Annotated in this window: 17 protein-coding genes; 6 read left to right on the forward strand and 11 right to left on the reverse strand. The window is 58.9% G+C overall.

Annotation, left to right across the window (positions count from 1 at the left end; translation table 11 throughout):
- The first annotated feature begins 32 nt into the window (after positions 1 to 32).
- The gene (gene pyk / locus HMI58_RS11165; RefSeq protein WP_171619798.1) at positions 33 to 1,514 is read left to right on the forward strand and encodes a pyruvate kinase; all 1,482 of its coding nucleotides are present in this window, start codon (positions 33 to 35) and stop codon (positions 1,512 to 1,514) included.
- A 1,076-nt stretch (positions 1,515 to 2,590) separates the two neighbouring features.
- Here the strand turns inward: pyk and HMI58_RS11170 are convergent.
- From HMI58_RS11170 to HMI58_RS11195, 6 genes are all read right to left on the reverse strand, one after another.
- A complete protein-coding gene (locus HMI58_RS11170) occupies positions 2,591 to 4,252 on the reverse strand; it encodes a ribonuclease J (RefSeq protein WP_171619800.1) in 1,662 nt (553 codons plus the stop codon).
- Positions 4,253 to 4,310: 58 nt separating this feature from the next.
- Positions 4,311 to 4,463, reverse strand: a complete 153-nt coding sequence (locus tag HMI58_RS11175; protein ID WP_171619802.1) for a hypothetical protein — start codon at positions 4,461 to 4,463, stop codon at positions 4,311 to 4,313.
- A gap of 139 nt (positions 4,464 to 4,602) precedes the next feature.
- A complete protein-coding gene (locus tag HMI58_RS11180) occupies positions 4,603 to 5,793 on the reverse strand; it encodes an ROK family protein (RefSeq protein ID WP_345890621.1) in 1,191 nt (396 codons plus the stop codon).
- Positions 5,794 to 5,850: 57 nt separating this feature from the next.
- Positions 5,851 to 6,861 carry a type I glyceraldehyde-3-phosphate dehydrogenase gene (gap, locus tag HMI58_RS11185; RefSeq protein WP_171619806.1) on the reverse strand — a complete coding sequence of 337 codons (1,011 nt, stop codon included), beginning with the start codon at positions 6,859 to 6,861 and terminating at the stop codon, positions 5,851 to 5,853.
- A 186-nt stretch (positions 6,862 to 7,047) separates the two neighbouring features.
- Complete coding sequence (locus tag HMI58_RS11190; RefSeq protein ID WP_171619808.1) at positions 7,048 to 8,298, reverse strand: MFS transporter; 1,251 nt, start codon at positions 8,296 to 8,298, stop codon at positions 7,048 to 7,050.
- A gap of 58 nt (positions 8,299 to 8,356) precedes the next feature.
- Positions 8,357 to 9,886: a SulP family inorganic anion transporter gene (locus HMI58_RS11195; protein ID WP_171619810.1), complete on the reverse strand. Its 1,530-nt coding sequence runs from the start codon at positions 9,884 to 9,886 to the stop codon at positions 8,357 to 8,359.
- Positions 9,887 to 10,066: 180 nt separating this feature from the next.
- Here HMI58_RS11195 and HMI58_RS11200 point away from each other — a divergent pair, with 180 nt between their 5' ends.
- Positions 10,067 to 10,432: a MerR family transcriptional regulator gene (locus HMI58_RS11200; RefSeq protein WP_171619812.1), complete on the forward strand. Its 366-nt coding sequence runs from the start codon at positions 10,067 to 10,069 to the stop codon at positions 10,430 to 10,432.
- Here HMI58_RS11200 and HMI58_RS11205 read toward each other — a convergent pair.
- On the reverse strand, positions 10,416 to 12,041 hold the full coding sequence (locus HMI58_RS11205; protein WP_171619867.1) for a peptide chain release factor 3: 1,626 nt from the start codon (positions 12,039 to 12,041) through the stop codon (positions 10,416 to 10,418). The genes HMI58_RS11200 and HMI58_RS11205 overlap by 17 nt on opposite strands.
- Positions 12,042 to 12,135: 94 nt before the next feature.
- Here HMI58_RS11205 and HMI58_RS11210 point away from each other — a divergent pair, with 94 nt between their 5' ends.
- Entirely contained in the window at positions 12,136 to 14,154 is a 2,019-nt protein-coding gene (locus HMI58_RS11210) for an acyltransferase family protein (RefSeq protein ID WP_171619814.1), read from the forward strand.
- A 45-nt stretch (positions 14,155 to 14,199) separates the two neighbouring features.
- The gene (locus tag HMI58_RS11215) at positions 14,200 to 14,610 is read left to right on the forward strand and encodes a hypothetical protein (protein WP_171619815.1); all 411 of its coding nucleotides are present in this window, start codon (positions 14,200 to 14,202) and stop codon (positions 14,608 to 14,610) included.
- 3 nt (positions 14,611 to 14,613) lie between these two features.
- On the opposite strand, the gene HMI58_RS11220 is transcribed toward HMI58_RS11215, so the two are convergent.
- A complete protein-coding gene (locus HMI58_RS11220; RefSeq protein ID WP_171619817.1) occupies positions 14,614 to 15,018 on the reverse strand; it encodes a MerR family transcriptional regulator in 405 nt (134 codons plus the stop codon).
- A 179-nt stretch (positions 15,019 to 15,197) separates the two neighbouring features.
- The gene (locus tag HMI58_RS11225; RefSeq protein WP_171619819.1) at positions 15,198 to 15,614 is read right to left on the reverse strand and encodes a hypothetical protein; all 417 of its coding nucleotides are present in this window, start codon (positions 15,612 to 15,614) and stop codon (positions 15,198 to 15,200) included.
- A gap of 595 nt (positions 15,615 to 16,209) precedes the next feature.
- Here HMI58_RS11225 and HMI58_RS11230 point away from each other — a divergent pair.
- Both HMI58_RS11230 and HMI58_RS11235 read left to right on the forward strand, forming a co-directional pair.
- The gene (locus tag HMI58_RS11230; RefSeq protein ID WP_171619821.1) at positions 16,210 to 17,241 is read left to right on the forward strand and encodes a LacI family DNA-binding transcriptional regulator; all 1,032 of its coding nucleotides are present in this window, start codon (positions 16,210 to 16,212) and stop codon (positions 17,239 to 17,241) included.
- A 296-nt stretch (positions 17,242 to 17,537) separates the two neighbouring features.
- The gene (locus tag HMI58_RS11235; protein ID WP_171619823.1) at positions 17,538 to 18,188 is read left to right on the forward strand and encodes a phosphatase PAP2 family protein; all 651 of its coding nucleotides are present in this window, start codon (positions 17,538 to 17,540) and stop codon (positions 18,186 to 18,188) included.
- Between the two features lie 322 nt (positions 18,189 to 18,510).
- Here the strand turns inward: HMI58_RS11235 and HMI58_RS11240 are convergent, their stop codons facing one another.
- Positions 18,511 to 19,113: an RES domain-containing protein gene (locus tag HMI58_RS11240; protein ID WP_345890622.1), complete on the reverse strand. Its 603-nt coding sequence runs from the start codon at positions 19,111 to 19,113 to the stop codon at positions 18,511 to 18,513.
- 125 nt (positions 19,114 to 19,238) lie between these two features.
- Positions 19,239 to 19,619 (reverse strand): hypothetical protein, encoded by a 381-nt coding sequence (locus HMI58_RS11245; protein ID WP_116779144.1) that lies wholly within the window; start codon positions 19,617 to 19,619, stop codon positions 19,239 to 19,241.
- Positions 19,620 to 19,754 lie beyond the last annotated feature (135 nt).

Genomic DNA, 19,754 nt, shown 5'->3' on the forward strand with positions numbered 1-19,754 from the left:
ACAATCACCACAACAAAGAAGGAGCCGCAGCTATGCGAAGAGCGAAGATAGTGGCAACATTCGGGCCCGCTGTCGCAGGGTACGACAACACGCTCGCGGTCGTGAAAGCTGGAGTCGACGTCGCAAGGATGAACCTCAGCCACGATGACCGTAGTGTGCACCAGCGCACATATGAAACCATCCGGAAGGTTTCTGCCGATCTGGGCAAATCAGTGGGTATTTTCGCTGACCTTCAGGGACCGAAAATCCGGCTCGGACGATTCGCGGACGGACCTCATCTTCTCGAGGCCGGTAAACGTTTCACCATCACCACCAAAGACGTCGTTGGCACGGCAGACCTATGCTCGACGACCTTTAAGGGTCTCCCGCAGGACGTCAATGTCGGCGACACCCTGCTGATCGATGACGGCAAGGTCATGCTCCAGGCGTTAGGGGTCAGCAGCACTGAGGTGGTAACGGAAGTTATCGTTCCCGGGCCGGTGTCTAACAACAAAGGCATCAACCTGCCAGGAGTGGCGGTCAACATCCCGGCCCTGAGTGAGAAGGATGAGGATGACCTGCGATGGGCTCTTCGCTTAGGCGTGGATATGATTGCGCTGTCATTCGTGCGCCGGGCCTCGGATATCAATCGAGTGCACCAGATCATGGACGAGGAGAACCGCCGGATACCGGTCATCGCGAAAATCGAAAAACCGCAGGCAGTGGAGGCACTGGAAGAGATTGTCGATGCCTTCGACGCCATCATGGTCGCCCGTGGCGATTTGGGCGTGGAGCTCCCTCTGGAAGAGGTGCCACTGGTGCAAAAGCGGGCCGTCGAAATTGCCCGGCGTTGGGCCAAGCCTGTCATTGTTGCCACTCAGGTGCTCGAGTCCATGATGACTAGCCCACGACCTACCCGGGCGGAAGCCTCGGACTGCGCCAACGCTGTCCTTGACGGCGCCGACGCGGTGATGCTTTCGGGCGAAACAAGTGTGGGTGAATACCCTATTCAAGCGGTGGACACCATGGCCCGGATCATCCAATCGACCGAGACTGAGGGATTCGAACGGCTCCCAGCCCTGGGCAGCAACCCCCGAACTCGCGGCGGTGCGATCACACGTGCAGCAGTTGACATCGCGTTCCAGCTGGACGCAGATCTCATCTGCACATTCACCCAATCAGGTGATTCAGCGCGGCGCCTCTCCCGCCTGCGTCCGGGCCAGCGGATCTTCGCGTTTACGCCCTCGGAATCCACACAGCGCTTCATGAGCCTGTTCTGGGGAGTCGAGGCAGTCCGCACCGACATGGTCGACCACACCGATCACGTCACGGCTTTGGTCGAACAAACTCTTCTGCGGGCGGGATTGGTAAAACAGGACGATCTGGTGGTGATCGCCGCGGGATCACCTCCCGGGAAGGTCGGTTCGACCAATGCGGTGAAGGTTCATCGCATCGGCGACCTGACAGAAGTACTTTCGGCGTCGGATCAACGCCAACGCCGTAAAGAGAAGGTGGGACCCTGGCCCGAGTCCTAGCGATCGGAAGACCAGCCGGGGCACAAGTAATCACTCCAGGGTGGGAAGGGTGGCGGTCCACAGCTGCTTTGGTCTCAGCGCTCACCCAACGACAGCCACTTCTTTCCTCGGCAACCCACCATTACACTCTACTCTTACGTTAGAGTAGAGTGTAATGGTGAGTAGATTTACTAATAAATTCGCTGCAGAACTCCAGGATCACGGGACTATTCAAGGTAAGCATTCGGATATAGCCCGCGCGTGGCGTGTCCACGGTGATCGATCGGTCGTTTCCCTGAGATACGCGCCGTCAGGCAAATTTCCCGGCCCGGTCGCAAAACTGTCGGTCAGATCCGGTCTGCTGCGGATCGAAGGAGATCGCATGTATCTTCGTTTCGCTCTCGCCTACGCAGCCGACGGGTAGGTGGCCGCTAAAGCTTCGGGATTCAGCAAACCCGGCCCGGCCGGGGCTTCCCTGAATCAAGTCGCATCATCGGGAACCCAATCGTCTGCTTGGCTGGAGGGAGCAATCATCATTATGGAAGCTCACCGCAGCGGCCCCTACGAATCCGTCCAGGAGTACGCAGGCCTCCTTCGTTGCGGTGATGGACGAGGGCACCTCCGGGCGGTCACTTCCCACTGGCCCTTATCCTTGACGGATGAGGGGATGGGCGACTCCGCCATCGCTTTTCAAGCCGAGTCTCGGTTCACTTTCCGCCTGCCTGAGGTGCATGCACAGCCGGGGTCATCCGGTTCTTTTGATGTGATCGGCCATGTGAGCCTCCACTTGGTCCCAGTATCGGTCCCCAGCGTGGACCGACGCCGTTTACATCCGCCGCGTCGATAATCACCGAAAGGGCTCTTCCGGGTCCTCTCCGAAATCTTCTGAAGACACCCGACGTTCGCGCAACAACGTGAGAAAGATGAGCGTGCTGACCTCTTGTCAGCATCAACCCTTAACATCGGATGTGGCCCAGGCGAGTTTTGAGTGTGCACAGAAATGGAGGAAGCCCCTTCCCTGTAGATGAGGGGATTCCTCCATTTTTGATCTCATCCCTTACAAAGCGGATAGACATCCTCCGGGTCGCCCACGGTGGTCAGGCGTCGACGACAATTGCTGTGACAACGGGTTCGCGGTTATAGAAGCGGCGCATCCAGCTGGCCGTGACCCGCTCGATGATGCCCTCCGGGTCCTGCCGGCGGCCACCTTGGCGGTTCGAAGCGGCGTCTCGCAGCGCCTTCTCAACGGCATCGCCGGCCCGGTCGAGGTCCACTTGCGAGCATGAGAATCCCGTGACGAAAAACTCGGGCGCTTCGACGATGTCACCGTTGTCAGGATCGATGATCGCGAGGACCGTGACGACGCCTTCCTCAGCGAGGCGGCGACGTTCGCTCAAGTCTTCTTCGGTGATACCGCCGACATTGTCACCGTCAACGAACACAAGACCCACGTCGATCTTGCCGGAAATTGTTGCGCGACCTTGGGAAAGGTCGACCGTCACCCCATCCTGAGCGATGATGACGTTTCGGGGGTCTACGCCTGTCGCGACGGCGATCCCAGAGTTGGCGCGCAGGTGGCGCCATTCACCATGAACGGGCATAACGTTGCGAGGTTTGACGATGTTGTAGCAGTAGGCGAGTTCTCCAGCGCTAGCGTGCCCAGAAACGTGGACCTTGGCGTTGCCTTTATGAACAACATTGGCACCGATCTCCGTTAGGGCATTAATGATTCCGTAGATCGCGTTTTCGTTGCCCGGGATGAGCGAGCTGGCGAGTAAAACGGTGTCGCCTTCACTGATACGGATTGCGTGGTCCTTGTTGGCCATGCGAGACAGCGCTGCCATCGGCTCCCCTTGTGAGCCCGTGCAGATGAGGACAACTCTATGGTCGTCACTTCGCTGGAGCTTTTTGAAGTCGACGAGCAGGCCCTGCGGGATAGTGAGGTAGCCCAGGTCTGCGGCGATCGTCATGTTCCGCACCATCGAACGGCCCACAAACGCGACCTTGCGGCTGTGTTGGTGCGCGGTGTCAATGATCTGCTGTATGCGGTGGATGTGGCTCGCGAAACTCGAGACGATGATCCTGCGCGGTGCAGTACGGAAAACGGCGTCGATGGCCGGCGCGAGGTCCTTCTCCGAGGTGGTGAACCCTGGGACGTCCGCGTTTGTCGAGTCCGTGAGGAAGAGGTCGACACCCTCGGCCCCTAGGCGTGCGAAGGCGCCGAGGTCTGTGATGCGGCGGTCCAGCGGGAACTGGTCCATCTTGAAGTCGCCCGTGTGAAGCACCATGCCAGCCGCGGTGCGAATCGCGACGGCGAAGCCGTCCGGGATTGAATGGTTGACCGCGACGAACTCGAGGTCAAATCCACCCATGGTCCGGCGGTCACCCTCCTTGACCTGGATAGTTTTGGGGGTGATCCGGTGTTCTTTCAGCTTCGCTTCGATGAAGGCGACCGTGAGACGGGAACCGACGAGAGGGATATCGGAGCGCTCCTTCAACAGGTAAGGTATCCCACCGATGTGATCTTCGTGCCCGTGCGTGAGGACTACGGCCACCACGTCATCGAGCCGGTCCCTAATGTAGGAGAAGTCGGGAAGGATGACGTTCACGCCCGGCTGATGGTCCTCGGGAAACAGCACGCCACAGTCCACGATCAGCAACTTGCCGTCGAACTCAAAGACGGTCATGTTTCTGCCAATTTCGCCGATCCCACCAAGAGCCACAATCCGCATTGCCCCCTGCTGAAGCGGAGCTGGCATGCTCGTATCGCTACTTCTTGTCGGGCGGCGGGAATCTTTCCTCACATTCCGCATGCGCTCAGCGATGACCGAAGTCCGAACGGGTATAGGAGCCACCAAGACCGGAGCTGCAGGTGCAGGCGACATCCATCTCGACGTGAACCGTCACCTCGTCGAGGTGCTCGGTGTTCTGGACGGTGACGGTCTTGGTAATCGTGTTGTGTGCAGTCATTTCCTATTCCTTTTCTTGTTGTCCCGTAAAGGACAGTCGGTGGGCCCTCAAGGCCCGGTGATCCAAGCCAGTCGTGCGCCCCACCAGTACGTACTGGGAAGGGCAACGGTGCCGGCATGAAGCAGTAGTGTCAGTCAGATCATGTCGATAGGGCGCGGTGTGCGATAGATGAGGTTCTCGGTCCGGTGACGGTGTGCAGGGCGTGCAGTGCCGCTCCCACTGCCGTCGCGTGCGGGTCCCGGGTGCAGGAAGCGATGGAGACCGGCCCGGAATAAGGCAGGTAAGCGGTACTGCGCAAGCTTCGCGTGAAATCCTTCACGAAGCGCGCGGCGAGGACGGAAGGAACTGCCAGGACGATGTTGGTGATACCTGCGAAAGTGATCATCGCCGCCGACGCTTCCCCCAGCGTAAGGGCCGCGCTGCTCACTACCCGAACCGCACCTTGGTCATCATGTTGAACCAGATCAAGAAACTCCTCGACAGCCCGTGTGGGCCCTGGCGTCTTCGCGATATCCGCCGCGCCCGCGACAGTGGCCATGCCCGCCAAGGACGCAACCGCATCAAGGCATCCAGTGCGTCGGCAGACCGGGCAGGGAAGAGTGCTGCCGCCCACCCTCAGGTGGGCTAACTGGGAGGTGAGGGGATCGCAGGGAAGCAGCGACCGGCCAGTGAGCATCGTTGCTGATATCTCAAGTCCGACGTCGATGAAGAGTGTCCTCTCCCTCCCGGCCGTCGCGACGCTCAGAGCCGTGGCTTCCGTCAGGGACAGCACTTCCCCCAGCACCGGCATCACGGCCACGTGGTCGTGACTGGTGCAACCAGGTAAGGGGGCGCGAGGATCAGCCGCCACGGACACGCCGGCCACGAAGTTGAGGGGAATTCCCGATTCCTGCATTAACTCCGCTACGACGATTTGCGGGCACGGCTGGACGCCGTACTTCTTGGGTTGGCGCATGAAATGTGATGCTGATCGGGCAACGATCGTTCCGCCCGAGTCAACAAGGCTGGCGACGATACCGTCGGGCAGATAAGTGACTCCTGCGAAAAGTGTTTCCTCGTTGACCGACTCGACAAGGACAGCGCGCCTACCGGAGCTGACCCCCACGGAAGTGCAGACGCTTCCCTCAATGCGAAGCGAGGCGACGAGAATCGACACAGTCGCACGGGACAGACCTGTCCTCCGTGCGAGATCCGCCTGAGAGATCGGTCCATGGTCGCGGACGACAGAGAGCACCGACTGCTCATTGAGCCGACGCAAAGCCCGTTGGGATCCCGGACCGGTTCGGCCACCCGGCATGGTTGCCCCCCGCGGGGGAGTGGCCGTCACCATTGTGAGCCTAGATGGGGGATGCCACTGCCCGGAAGGTGACGGGTACCTGCACGCAGCTCAAACAAGTTTGTTCGCCACCAGTGCGGTGAGGTCGACCAGCCTGTTGGAGTAACCCCACTCGTTGTCGTACCACCCGACAACCTTCACCTGGTTACCCAGCACCTTGGTCAGTCCCGCATCGAAGATGCATGATGACGGGTCTCCCACGATATCGGAGGACACAATAGGATCCTCGGTGTATGAAAGGTAGGCGCCCAGTTGATCCCCTGCGGAAGCCTCCTTGAACGCGGCATTGACCTCCTCAACCGTCGTCTCACGCTCGACGTTGACTGTCAGGTCAGTTGCGGATCCCGTAGGCACCGGCACCCGAACGGCGTAACCATCGAGCCTGCCCTTCAACTCTGGCAGCACCGCTCCGATGGCCTTTGCGGCCCCCGTCGAGGTGGGAACCATATTCAGGGCCGCGGCCCGCGCCCGTCGCAGGTCATTGTGCGGTCCATCCTGCAGATTCTGGTCCGCAGTATAAGCATGAATAGTCGTCATGAGTCCGCTAGAGATGCCGAAGCGTTCGCTGAGGACCATGGCCAGCGGGCCCAAACAATTGGTAGTGCACGACGCCATGGAGACGATGTGGTGGCTGTTGGGCTCGTACAGGTAGTCGTTGACTCCCATGACGACAGTGAAGTCCTCGTCCGATGCTGGCGCTGAAATGATCACCTTTCGAGCACCGGCTTCGAGATGTTTGCGAGCCTCAGCGCCTTGGGTGAAAAAACCGGTGGACTCGATGACAATATCTACACCGAGTTCCCCCCAAGGCAGACGAGCAGGATCGCGTTCGGCCAGAACCCTGACGGTCTTGTCGCCGATGATGAGGCTATCGCCGGAGACTTCGATTCTTTGTTCAAGTCGCCCCGCCACAGAGTCGTACTTCAGCAGATGCCCAAGCATCTCCGCACCCGCAAGGTCATTGACCGCGACGACTTCGAAGCCTTGGCCACGGGAGAGGAAGGCTCGAAAGTAGTTGCGGCCGATCCGGCCAAATCCGTTGATGCCTACGCGAATGGTCATCCGTGAATGCTCCTTGCTGATGATAGCGAGCGGAGGTGCTCTTGTTGAGGATGCTAACGAACCGCTCACTCATACCCTACTCTAACGTAAGGTTAGGTTTACTCCAAAGCGAGTTGCTGCCGAAGGCTGAAGGTTTGGCTGAAGATTCGGGAAGTGGCCACGATGCTTTCGGCATCGTGGCGGGATCTATTGAATCCGGTTCCGGGTCATAAGTTTGCGGTTTCGACCCGGGACCGGACACAGCAGGGCGAACACTGCTACCGCTAGCGGAAGTACCGCGAAGATCAAGCCTGGCACAGCATAGTTACCTGTAAGGTCGCGCCCGAGGGAGAACATGATCGGGCCCAGAGCGGTGGAGCCCACATTGATGGCTGTGATGATCCCACGGATTCCGCCAATATTCTCTGTCCCGAAATAGTGGGACAGCGCGATGGGTTCGACTGCTCGGATCGAGCCGGCAGCCGCGCCCAGCACCAGCCCGTAAAGCAGGGCCGATGGTATGCCGTCTACCAGAGGCAAAAAACCGAGCGCAGCCGCTAAAAGTGCCATTGATCCGGCCAGGGCATACCGGGGGTCAATGCGGTGGGAAAGGGCACCTACGACAAGAGTTGCCAGGATGCCGGTCACGGTTTGGGGAATGAAGTTCGCCGCGGCTTCGGTACTGGTCAAGCCGCGTGCGGTAAGGATGGATATCTGATGGAAGGCGAGACCAGTGGTGAGCATACCGGTTGCAGCCAGCGCCGCTGCGATCGCCCAGAAGATGGGCGTCCGGCTAGCTTGTCTGCTCGACCAATCAGCGCCGAGGACCATATTTGGGTGGGACGCGGCCTGGCTACGGGCCGGCTTTGCGGTACTTGTTTTGCGGTGCTTCGGGAGTAGGAGAACCATCGGCAAGATGACCACCAGTACAGCCACGGCTTGGTATCGCCAGGCCATTTCTATGCCCCCGGCGCTAATCAAACGATCGACCAGAACGGGGGTAAGGGATATTCCGGCCGATCCGACGGCGGCTGTGATGCCGAGGGCGAGACCGCGCCTGGTGGTGATGGCTTTGACCACGGCGGTCGTAGCGGCCAGGGTCAAAGCACCCTGTCCCGCCATCCGTAAGAACACGAAACCTACTGTCAGACCAGCAATGTCAGTGGCGAAGCTTAGCGCGAGTAGCGTCCCAGCGAATACCAGAGCCGCCGCCGTGATGATGGTCCGGGCACCCCACCGATCTACGCCCCTGCCGATGAATGGAAGGGCAGCCGCACCAACTAACGTTCCAATCAGATAGCTGACTGAAATAGCGGTCCGCGAGACATCCAACTGCTCGATCAGCGGGTCGGTGAATGGTGAGAGCCCCGCGGTCTGTCCCGGCGCCGTGGCCGCGGTGATCAGCGCGGCTGCTACTACCGTGCCGGACCATGATCCCGCTCCCCGTGACTTTCTCACTGCGTCCGTTCCCGTTGCCACCTGTCTCCCGTCGTGCCTATCCGTTCTTCTGTGGAACCTAGTGGCTTCCGGCGAGCCGGCCGCTGAGTCGGTCCCGGATGGCAGTGCTGGCGGTGTTGAGGCCCTGGATCTCTACTTCTTTGCCGTAGTGGCGGTACTTTTCGATGATCGCATCCAGTGAGGCAATCGTGGATGCATCCCAGAGGTGGGATTGGTACATGTCGATGACGATCTTGTCCGGGTCTTCGGCGTACTCGAACTGCATGTAGAGGTCGTTCGAGGAGGCGAAGAACAGTTCACCACTGACGACGTATTTGGCGAAGGTTTCCCCGAAGTGTTCCTCGATGGTCCGTTCGACACTGACGAAGTGGGCGACCCGGCGGGCGAAGGCAACCATCGCGACGAGGACACCGGTGATGACGCCGATGGCCAGGTTATGGGTGATGACCGTGAGGGCTACGGTGGACACCATGACCGTGGTTTCGCTCTTGGGCATGTGCCGGAGCGTGTCGATCTTGATGCTGTGCCAATCAAACGTGGCGACGGAAACGAAGATCATCACCGCGACCAGGGCTGCCATCGGAATCAGCGCCACAATGTCTCCGAGGGACACGGCGAGGATGAGGACGAATATGCCGGCGAGGAAGGTCGAGATCCGGGTCCGCGCCCCGGAGGCTTTGATATTGATCATGGTCTGACCGACCATGGCGCAACCGCCCATGCCGCCGAAGAACCCGGTGATGACGTTCGCTGTCCCCTGACCCCAGGACTCGCGGACCTTGTTGGACCGGGTGTCGGTGATGTCATCGACCAACTTCGCGGTCATCAAGGACTCCATCAGACCAACCACGGCCATACCCAAGGCATAGGGGGCGATGATCTGGAACGTCTCGAACGTCAAGGGAACATTCGGGATGAAAAGTGAAGGCAGGCTTTCGGGCAGCTCTCCCTTATCCCCCACGGTGGGTACGTTGAGCGCGAAAACGACTGCAGCGGCGGTGAGGATCACGATCGCTACCAGGGGTGCGGGTACAACTTTCGTGATCCGGGGTAGCAGGTAGATGATGAACAAGCCCACGGCGACCATCGGGTAGACCAGCCACGGCACATTCAGCAGCTCGGGCAGTTGCGAGGTGAAGATCAGGATACCCAGGGCGTTGACGAACCCGACCATGACGGAGCGGGGAATGAAACGCATCAACTTCGCGACACCAATAAGCCCCAGGATTACCTGGAAAATACCAGCAAGAATGACCGCTGCGATAAAATAGTCGACTCCGTGACTAGAAACCAGCGGCGCGATGACCAGGGCGGTCGCGGCTGTGGCGGCCGAGATCATCGCTGGCCGCCCACCGAGGAACGCAATGGAAACAGCCATCGTGAAGGACGCAAAAAGGCCGATGCGCGGATCCACACCAGCAATCAGGGAGAACGCGATCGCTTCCGGGATCAGCGCCAAAGCGACGACGAGACCGGCGAGCACCTCGGTCTTCAGACGCCGCGGGGAACGCAACGTCCCCCAGACGGACTGGATTTGTTCAGGGGTCAGTTTTGCATCCGGATTAGGGGCATAGGCCGTTGTCGCCATGCGGGCTCCATTTCAGGCTCGGGGTGGACACACTCGTGTCCGGGAATCAAGCGAAGTGTGGTGGGCGCTGCGTTGCGCCAAGAAGAGGGTGGAAGGTCCGGCATCGACACTTCCCAACCTGACCTTACCCTAACGTGATGGTAGAGTTAAATCCACTACTTTTCCATCGAAGGACGGGGCATGATGCAAATTGGCGAGCTGGCCGAACGCGCGCAGCTATCTTTGCGGACGATCCGGCACTACGACGAGGTGGGGTTACTCCATCCATCAGCGCGAACTGACGGCAATTTCCGGATCTACTCTGAAGATGATTATCAACGTCTGATGCTGATCCGTCAGGCCCGGGCACTGGGGTTCAGTCTCGATGAAGTCGCCGACCTGCTCGACGCGCTTAGCCGTAAGCGGCACGCCGACGAGAACGCGAGTCTCAGACTGGACCGGTTTCTTGAAGAAGCCCGCGCACGTCGCGAAGCGATGGCGGTCAACCTTGATAGAGCCGATAGTTTCATTGCAGCGATGACTGATCGGATCAGTTCCTCTCCCTGACTACCGAAGACGGCTCGGCCCCGATAGTCTGAAGAACCGCTTGCGGGAAGGCCTCAGCGAAGTGCCCAAGCTTCCACCTGTCCCCGAAAAGCGCGATGGCTTCACCATCCGGGCGACGTAGCAATTCCCCGCCTCTAAAGTTGTCGGGAATATCTGCTGTACCCTCTACGACGCGCCGCGCAACACTGTAGGGAAGGTGGTCAAGCGATATTGGCGCGTTGAACTCGGTGCGCATTCTTTGTTCGGCTACTTCGAATTGCAGTGGTCCGACGGCAGCGAGCACTGGTGATTGGTCACCGCGTACGTCAGAGCGGAGCACCTGGACCACACCCTCATGGTCAAGTTGGTCGATACCGCGGCGGAACTGTTTGTATCGGCCGGGATCATTGGCCCGGGCGGCAGCAAAATGTTCGGGCGAGAAATGTGGGATATCAGGGAAGGTCACCGGGTCGTCCTGATACAAGCTGTCCCCAACGCGAAGACTGTGGGCATTGACCAGCCCCACAACGTCACCTGGCCAGGCGACGTCGAGGACCTCACGCCCCTGACCCAAAACCCTGTGGGCGTATTTGGTCGCAAAAGGCCGTCCGGTCCGAGGATTGATGACGATCATCCCACGCTCAAACATCCCAGAACATACCCGCACGTAGGCAATATGATCGCGGTGCGCGGTGTCCTGGCCAGCCTGTACCTTAAAAACGAATCCGGAGAATCCGGCTTCCAAACCGCGCCGGGACGCATCCGCCGTCAATCGTGGCGTGGGTGGCGGCCCAGCCTCGGCGAGCATGTCCAGAAGTTGACGGATACCAAAGTTGCGCGAAGCAGCGGTAAAAAATACTGGCGTTTGCTGCGCATCAGCGAAGGCCGCGGCGTTGAACTGACCGTTTGCCGAGCCGACCAGAGCTGCTTCTTCGAGAGCAGCCTCCCATTTAGCAGCCTCTAACTCTTCGAGGTTGCCGGGGTCAACCTCAATTTCCACAGCTGGCTTCGCCCCACCGTCTACGCTTTCCAACCTGAGTGAACGACGAGCCCTGAGATCGATGAGACCGGAAAAGTGTCCGGCGATACCGACCGGCCAACTCAGCGGTACTGGCGTCATCCTGGTCCGCTCACCAATCTGGTCAATCAGATCTAGCGCGTCGAGGCCCGGCCTGTCCCATTTGTTAATCACAGTGATGATCGGCAAGTTACGTTGCTGACAAACTTCCAGGAGTTTCACCGTCTGTGGTTCAAAACCCTTACCGGCGTCAATGAGCATCACGGCACAGTCAACCGCAGCGAGCACCCGGTAGGTATCCTCCGAGAAGTCGGCGTGACCCGGAGTGTCTACCAAGTTGAGAACTTTAGCCTGATGCTCAAGCTGCAAAGCGGCAGAACTGATGGAAATGCCCCGCTCGCGCTCCATCCCCATCCAATCCGACACCGTACCGTGCCTGGTGGACTTTCCGTGGGTGACTCCTGCGTCCTTGATTGCTTTCGAGTAAAGGGCGAGAGCTTCGGTGAGGGTGGATTTACCGGCGTCGGGGTGCGAAATGACGGCGAAGGTCCGACGACGTCCCGCCTGCCGGCTTATCTCACGACCGTCCACGGCATTGCTTGAGGTAGTCATCGTCATGGACCCAATTATACTCTTCTCTAACGTGAGGTTAGAGTTGATGGGGCGGCGAGACGCTAATGCATTGAGGCAATGAAAGAGGTTGGTAGTGGGCTCGGCCCTTGAATCGCGGCAGGATCAGAAGGCGTTTCGCCCGGAAGTCGAGGGGCTGCGTGCAGTTGCAGTCTTAATGGTGGTCGTCTATCACGTCTGGCTGGATCGAGTCTCGGGTGGGGTTGATGTCTTCCTTCTGATCTCGGCGTTCTTGCTTACCCTGTCGTTTACTCATCGGGTGGACACGAAGCGACCGTTCGAGCTCGTGGGCCGTTGGGTGCGGATGTTTGGCAGGCTCGTGCCAGCTGCTGTGATCGTGCTCTTGGCGACTATTGCCGCAGCACTTGTCATTTTCCCCCAAGCGAGGTGGGGGACGGTTATCGACCATAGCTGGGCCTCCCTCTTGTACGTGCAGAATTGGGCGCTTGCCCTCGGCGCGGTTGAGTATCAGGAGGCGGGCGCAGGGGTCAGTCCCATGCAACACTTTTGGTCCCTATCAATTCAGGGCCAGGTGTTTATTCTCTGGCCATTGCTTCTCGTTGGCTGTGCGGCCGCCGCCCGCGCACTTAGGTCCTCCTTCCGGGTGGTCGCAGGCACGGTCTTCACCACCGTGTTCATCATTTCGCTGTCCTACTCAATCAGCGAAACTTTACAGAACCAGCCGTTCGCCTACTTCGATACACGCACCCGCCTATGGGAATTTGCGCTTGGATCGCTTCTTGCTCTCGCCTTGCCGTGGCTGCGCCCATACCGCCTCGCGCGCGTCGCAATGGGCTGGATAGGAATACTGGCCATTGCGCTGTGCGGCAGCATCATTCCAGTCGCCGATGCATTCCCCGGTTATGTAGCGCTGGTACCGACCATCGGGGCAGTGCTTGTGATTACCGCCGGCCAAAGTGGTAGCAAGTACGGCGTCGAGAGGATCCTCTCTGCCTCGCCCGTGCTGCGACTCGGAGCCATATCCTACGCCCTGTACCTATGGCACTGGCCAATCCTGATCAGTTATCTGGTCGCCTCAGGATCCGACCACGTTTCGGTAGGCGTCGGTGCGGCCATCATCGCAGCTTCCATAGTGCTGGCAGCAGCGACCACCCGCCTAGTGGAACGTCCACTACGATCCTGGCGTTGGATACAACGGCGACGACGCCGTCAGGCGACGTTGACCGTGGCACTTACACTGATGGTTGCTGTACCACTCACCGGTTGGGAAACGCAGATTTCATCGACCGAACACCAGCTGGCATCCCAACCAAGCGAACTCAACCCTGGCGCAGCGGTACTGGTCCCGGGATACCCTGAAAATGGAGTCCCGGATGCCGCCCCCATACCAGCCGCGACCGACCTAGGGAACGAATGGGGGAACGCGGGGCCCGCCTGCGGCCCGGACTATCGAACCATCGACCCGGCCATGGAACGTTGTCACCAGATCGAGCCGGAGGGTGACCCCGAAAAGACCATTATCGTCATCGGAGATTCACACGCGCAGCAATTGATGGCGGCGATTGGCCCTATCGCGGTCGAGAACAACTGGCGTGTGGTTTCAGTGTTGAAAGATGCCTGCCGCTACGGCGGTGAGTCGGCCGAGCGCGACGAAGACTGCAACGAGTTCAATTCCGCCGCACGAGACTACGCGCTCGACAAGGATCCTGACGCCATCCTCACGTTGGGAACCCTCACCTATACCGACGGTCCCCGCGAATCTTTGGTACCGGACTATCAAGCCGGCATTCAGCCGTTCCTCAACGAAGGCATCGAAGTGATTTCGATTCGCGACAACCCCCGGTTCCCCTTCAACATGTTCGAGTGCGCCGAAGTAGAAGGAATCGATGCGGCACAGTGCAACCCTGATCGAGAAGAAGTTTTGCTTCCGGAAAACCCCGCGGACCTCATCGCTACCAGCGAGCCGCTCTTTCATTCAGTGGATCTGACAGATCGAATCTGCACAGAGACCACCTGCCCAGCCATGGTGGGCAACGTCTATGTATACCGTGACTTCGACCACCTCAACAGAAGCTACGTCGAAACAATGATCCCCGACCTCGAACAACGGCTCCTGGAAGAAACTGGGTGGTAGCCAACCAGTGGATATCTACCCTCACGTAACTGTAGGGTAGGAGGTATGAATCACCTTGGAAAGTTTCAGCCCCAGCTGATCCGACAGGACGAAGCCGCAGATATTAGTGGAGTGCCCTCTCAGGCTATCGATCAGCTGGTTGCCCTGAACCTCATCACTCCCGCGGGCGACGGAACTTCGGACGGTAAACTCTTCTCCCTGGACCAGACCCCCTTGCTGGAGATTCTTGCCGCCATGAATGCCCTGAATTTTCGGCTGGAAGAAATGCGGGACATGGTGCAAGTAGCTGAGATATTGGGAACCCACCCCGGGTCAGAACTCGCGGCTCGACATCGTGTCAGACTAGGAGCCTTCATGGGAGCGATGCGCCGGAGACCTGTCTCCACAGACGAACAAATCGCCGCACGGAAGGCTCTCATCCAGGCGCTATCTCATCGCTACGCCTGGCTCACCTAACACTTAATAGGTCTCCAAAGTCGAAATAAACTCATCTGCGCGCCGAAGATTCTCGGCCATCTTCTCGCGCTGGGCCGCCGCCGACTTGAAATAGCTGTCCAATCTTTTCCGTAAATCGGACGTATCGCCTCGTGTGTCAGCGTTGGCTTTGGCCAAGCCGTCCACGATGGAAAGCAGATCAGTCATTTCCTCAAGGGTGAAACCCAAGGGTTTCATCCGGCGTACAACTAGCAAGCGCTCAACGTCGCCATCGGTGTAAACCCGGAAACCACCCTCGGTACGCGCCGACGCCGGAAGTAGACCGATCTCGTCGTAATGCCGGATCGTCCGCAAAGACAATCCGGTCCGCTCCGCGACCTCGCCTATATGCATCGTACGTTCGCGCACCGGGCCCGAAGGTTCACCCATAGTTACACTCCCTGCGCAGCACCGGCGACAACCTCTCGTGACGTTGAGTTCGAGTTACATCAGGCACTCTGCACCATGCAGATCCCTGTGTACTTTGCCGTAGAGTCTACCGGCCCAATCTGACACCCCGGAACGCAACCGGCAGCTAACACATCGAAAGAAAAAATGGTCTCCTTCAGTTACCCATCTTCCAGACCTGTACTGGCAGCACCATAGAGCGGAATAGCCAGTACAGCGATGAAGAGCTGAATAAGGACGGCGCTGATCGCAGCTCCCCCCTCGTTTAGAAACAATCCAGTAGAAACTGCAGCAACACCGAAGTAGGCACCCGCCATCGCGGTCAAGGTGCTGATCGGTCTTTTCCGCAGGTTATCAAGATCAAACTTCGCTAACCAAGAAGTCCTCCTCCGGACATCTAGCCCAATTGCCGGACGATCGCTCAGCAGAGCACGCTGCGCCGAGAGCGCGACCCTGAACATGGCCACGCACAGAACGAACACCGCCAAAATAGGCATAGAGAAGGCCTGCATCGTCCACCACCCTGACAGCACCATTCCCGCCGCCAGCAAGTACAGAACCACCACGGCTTGAATCATCGTCCACCGCGAAGACCTCGCTAATCGCATCACCCTGCCGGGACCTTTGCACACGCAACGTTCCTTCCTGTGTAACCCCTTGCATGACTCCTTTGAATGAGAGGCGTCACCAAATTTTCGAACCGAACTCATTCACTCTACTGTAACGTTAGAGTAGAGTTGGTTTTGGGAGGAAGAAGGTATCCCTTTGGCGGATTTAGAATGCCCTAGCTGCGGTGAAGATACCAATTTACGGGGTCACAAAACCAACACTGGCATCCGCGTTTTATGCAGCACCTGCGGCCTGGAGTGGGACCGCGGAACTCGCCATCGGTGCGCGACGTGCGGTGGCGAGGACATCGCAACTCGCCCTCAGACATTGACCGCTTTTTCCCGCGGCAATCAACTGTCCATTCTTGGGTGGCACGAGGTCCCCATGTGTGGTGCCTGCGATCGGGAAGAGCTCCTGCGAAGCACCCAAGAAGCGGCGCCGCTCCCACCTGACTACCGTCCGGCCGCAATGGAACGAAAGCGTAAACCAAGGTAAAGAACGCGACAAATCCGGCCGGGCCTCTGTATCGCCGGGGTCACCAAAACTACACAGAAGGAAACTGAAATGAACACCAAAGACATCACCACGGTGGCCATCCGGTCAGGCGTATCGACCGACACCGTATCCAAAGTCCTATCGGACTCGCGACGGGTAAATCCGTCGCTGGTAGACCGTGTCTTGCAAGCCGTTGCTGAGCTCGAATACCTCCGAGACTCGAGCGTTAAAAGCTCGGTCAAAAGCCGAAAGGTGGATCGACATGCACGCGTGATCGGCGTGATTCTTGCGGACTCCTCCAATGTTTACCAAGGAGCGATCGCCGCCGCCGCACGCGAAGAAGGTGCACGCCAAGGGTTTGCCACTATCATCGCCAACGGTCGTGGCGGGAGAGCAAGGCAATTGCGCAACATTGAGATGTTTGTGCAACAACATGTTTTTGGCCTGATTGTCGTGTCTTCGAGCGGTATCGATTCGATTCCCGAAACGGGCTTCGCCGGAACTGCGGTATTCGTTGAAAGCCACGGCTTCTCGCTGGCCTATAACTCGGTGTCGGCAGACAACGTTGCCGGCGGGCGCCTAGCCGCCGCCCACCTGTTAGAGACAGGTCGTCGGCGGATAGCGTTCATATCCTCCGCCTTCGTACCACAATCAGCACAACGACTTTACGGCGCGCGTGCGGAACTAGACTCAGCGCACGGAATGTCTTTAGAAGTGATAGCAGCGGAATCCAACTCAAGCGCGGCAGGATTGGCGATCGGCAACGCCATTGCACAGCGAGACCCTGATCAAATACCCGACGCGATCATCTGTGCGAACGATCCGTTGGCATTAGGTCTGCTGCAGTCCGCCAAACTGAAGGACGCCGTGAGGATTCCTCAAGACCTTGCCCTCATAGGTTTCGATGATTCGCCCTTCACCGCGTCGACCCGTCCAGCACTCTCCTCCATCAAGCTCCCGGCAGATGAAATTGGGAAAGCCGCGGTGAATCTACTCACCCACAATTCGCCCCGCCGACAGCACCTACGGTTCGAACCCACGCTAATTGAACGAGCAAGCACTCGTATCCCTGCGGGAACCTTATCTTTGCCTACTCCGTAACGCCGATCTCACCGGGACAACTTACCTTTCAACGAGAAGCGTAAAGCTGGCCGCACTCTCACCAAGGGGCCAGCCGTCAAATATCTACGGACCCCCAGATGCCCAGGATCAGAAAATCCTAAACTACCGGGTCACCGTGTTAGGCCCAGCAGTGGCCTCAGCTAGCGGTCAATCATTCTGATGTATTGCTAGTGGGCTGGCATCGCGTGAATGATCGACTCGACCCGATGTAGGTACCCAAAAAAAGTGATCGGCGGTTCAGGGCGAGACCCAGAAAGGCTCCATACAAAGTATCCATGGCACCTTCGACGTCCCACCATTTGACCCTTGTGTCAGGCCGCACCCCCGTACTCCTGGTTGCACTTGTTGCCCTGACTGTGCTTGCCTACCCCATTCGGGAGCCGGTCTATCGTCTGATAGCGGAAACCACAGAGGGATCACCATTTTTGTCCTGGACTGCAGCGGCGGTAACCGAACCCGGTCTGGTGCTTCTGGTCGTCCTCACGGCGCTGATCGCCCTGTGGTCATGGATAAGGGACCGAACCGTGTTCTGGGATCTGGCTTCCGGTGGGGTGGGCGTGATCGGGGCCTATTCGCTCAGTGAGGCAACTAAGTTAATTTTTACCCAGGAACGTCCCTGCGCGGTGATGGACGTTGCAACGGTGTTGGCATGTCCTGAGGCAGGGGATTGGTCATGGCCGTCGAACCACTCTGTAGTCGCTGCAGCGTTTGCTACTGCTTGTGTGCTGGCCCTGCCCAACTTTGTCTGGTTTGTAGCACCGGCCGCCACGCTCATCGCCCTTTCCCGGGTAGCGGTGGGCGTGCATTACCTTCATGACACAGTCGCAGGCGTTACGCTCGGCGTTATGTCTGTTCTACTAAGTACCACGGTGCTTCGAGGAGCTACGGCCAGGCTCAAGCCCCCGCAAGAACAGGCCAATGAGTGAGCGTAGGTGTCCCGCGGCGAGGAGTATGCAGCGGGTGGGATGCGGAGCCGGCCTCGACCTCATCTGCCTAAGCTTGAATCATATCCTCGGTAACCGGTACCCCATTGATGGTTTCGGCCTTCTTAGTCGCACGAAAATATCACGTGATGCTGGTACCTAAAGGAACCCATTCAGTGGGCAAACGGCTAGCCCGATAACAGAGCGCGTTGGCCACCAGCCCGCCCTCGATTCGCGAAGCAATGCGTAGCAGGGGTTCGTGCGGCTCTAGTTGACATAACGTGGATTATCGGCTCAAAAGAAACGCCTAGTCAGAAGGGGTTTTTCACGGAACTGACACGCCTGTGATCCTGATGGCCTGCAGCAGATCCGGGTCGTCAGCCGCGAAGTTTTTCTTGATAGGACTGCAGCCAGTATTGGGCCTGTCCATGAACACCGCCCAGCAGTGATTGCCCTCGGAAACGCCGAACTTTGACGGGTAACGCAAGCCCTGAGTTGACCCGCCGGTGTCGAGCTTCTGGTCGCGGATCCAGCTGGCAATGCGCGTGGTCACCTCCCGGTCATCACCGGTGAGGTCAGAGATGGTCATTTTGGGTGCACCGGAGATGCCGGACGCCCGGATAGCCGTGAGCGTATCCATGTTGGCCAGGTCCACCCAGGTCGCTGTCCAGTACTGTAGTTCGTACATGGCGCGCTCGGACCGCCAGTCCGCATCGACACCCTCCACGGGCACGCCGGCGTCGCGCAGTTCCTGAAGCAGGACATGCAATTCCACGCCCAGGAACTTTGCCTCCTCATGCAGGCCAGCGAAATCATTGGCCGACGGCGCCTTGTAGGCCAGCGACTCCACGAAGGCAGTGACCCGCTTCTCGGCACCATAAATCGTCAGCCCTGGGGTATCGAAGCGGTTCCATTCTGTCCGGAACATGGCTGGTGTGTCCGGCCGCGGCCGCGGGTTCAAGGGTCCGCGGTCAAGCCTGGCCTGTGAAACCCGATACATAGTGACCGGCCGCTCCAGCAAGGCCATCCCGGTCACTGCGCATGTGCGCGTGATCAACCGTCGTAGGCTTCCTCAAGAAGTGCTCGCATGGCTGCTGCGGCTTCATTGAACCGTTCCTCGCGGATGGCCTTGACGGGCGTGGTGTAGCCCAGCCTCGGATTGACGGTGATTGCCCACGCTTGGGCAACGCTTCGCCGATGGGCCGACTCGATCTGCTTCAACAAGTCATAGGCAAACCGGAGGCGTTCCTGCTCGGGCGGTGGCACAGCCAGTGATCCGTTGGCCCACTTGCGAGCCTGCCCGGGATCCTTTTTACCAGCCATTCCGGCGACGATCCGCGGGGTCAGTAGATCGTTGAGCTCACGGACGATGTCCGCGGTGTCGATCATGACTGAATCAGTCCTGTGGCGGGGTCCGCCTGGTGCGAGTGACATAACCGCTCCTTCCTAGGTCTCAACATTACCAGCGCTGCCCGCTCAATGCCAGAGATGTGCCTACAATATGCCTGTTCTGTGCCTGTAGGGTGATCCACCCGGCTAGCCTGGATGTGCAGGGTTAGCCTGGATGCG

The organism is Arthrobacter sp. 147(2020) (assembly GCF_013116715.1).
Classification (GTDB): Bacteria; Actinomycetota; Actinomycetes; order Actinomycetales; family Micrococcaceae; genus Arthrobacter_D.

Bases quoted from the DNA above. Each gene is read 5' to 3' on its own strand.
- pyk (WP_171619798.1), top strand. From the start codon at position 33: ATGCGAAGAGCGAAGATAGTGGCAACATTCGGGCCCGCTGTCGCAGGG.
- HMI58_RS11170 (WP_171619800.1), bottom strand. From the start codon at position 4,252: ATGCCAGCTCCGCTTCAGCAGGGGGCAATGCGGATTGTGGCTCTTGGT.
- HMI58_RS11175 (WP_171619802.1), bottom strand. From the start codon at position 4,463: ATGACTGCACACAACACGATTACCAAGACCGTCACCGTCCAGAACACC.
- HMI58_RS11180 (WP_345890621.1), bottom strand. From the start codon at position 5,793: ATGGTGACGGCCACTCCCCCGCGGGGGGCAACCATGCCGGGTGGCCGA.
- gap (WP_171619806.1), bottom strand. From the start codon at position 6,861: ATGACCATTCGCGTAGGCATCAACGGATTTGGCCGGATCGGCCGCAAC.
- HMI58_RS11195 (WP_171619810.1), bottom strand. From the start codon at position 9,886: ATGGCGACAACGGCCTATGCCCCTAATCCGGATGCAAAACTGACCCCT.
- HMI58_RS11200 (WP_171619812.1), top strand. From the start codon at position 10,067: ATGATGCAAATTGGCGAGCTGGCCGAACGCGCGCAGCTATCTTTGCGG.
- HMI58_RS11205 (WP_171619867.1), bottom strand. From the start codon at position 12,041: ATGACTACCTCAAGCAATGCCGTGGACGGTCGTGAGATAAGCCGGCAG.
- HMI58_RS11215 (WP_171619815.1), top strand. From the start codon at position 14,200: ATGAATCACCTTGGAAAGTTTCAGCCCCAGCTGATCCGACAGGACGAA.
- HMI58_RS11220 (WP_171619817.1), bottom strand. From the start codon at position 15,018: ATGGGTGAACCTTCGGGCCCGGTGCGCGAACGTACGATGCATATAGGC.
- HMI58_RS11225 (WP_171619819.1), bottom strand. From the start codon at position 15,614: ATGATTCAAGCCGTGGTGGTTCTGTACTTGCTGGCGGCGGGAATGGTG.
- HMI58_RS11230 (WP_171619821.1), top strand. From the start codon at position 16,210: ATGAACACCAAAGACATCACCACGGTGGCCATCCGGTCAGGCGTATCG.
- HMI58_RS11235 (WP_171619823.1), top strand. From the start codon at position 17,538: ATGGCACCTTCGACGTCCCACCATTTGACCCTTGTGTCAGGCCGCACC.
- HMI58_RS11240 (WP_345890622.1), bottom strand. From the start codon at position 19,113: ATGTTCCGGACAGAATGGAACCGCTTCGATACCCCAGGGCTGACGATT.
- HMI58_RS11245 (WP_116779144.1), bottom strand. From the start codon at position 19,619: ATGTCACTCGCACCAGGCGGACCCCGCCACAGGACTGATTCAGTCATG.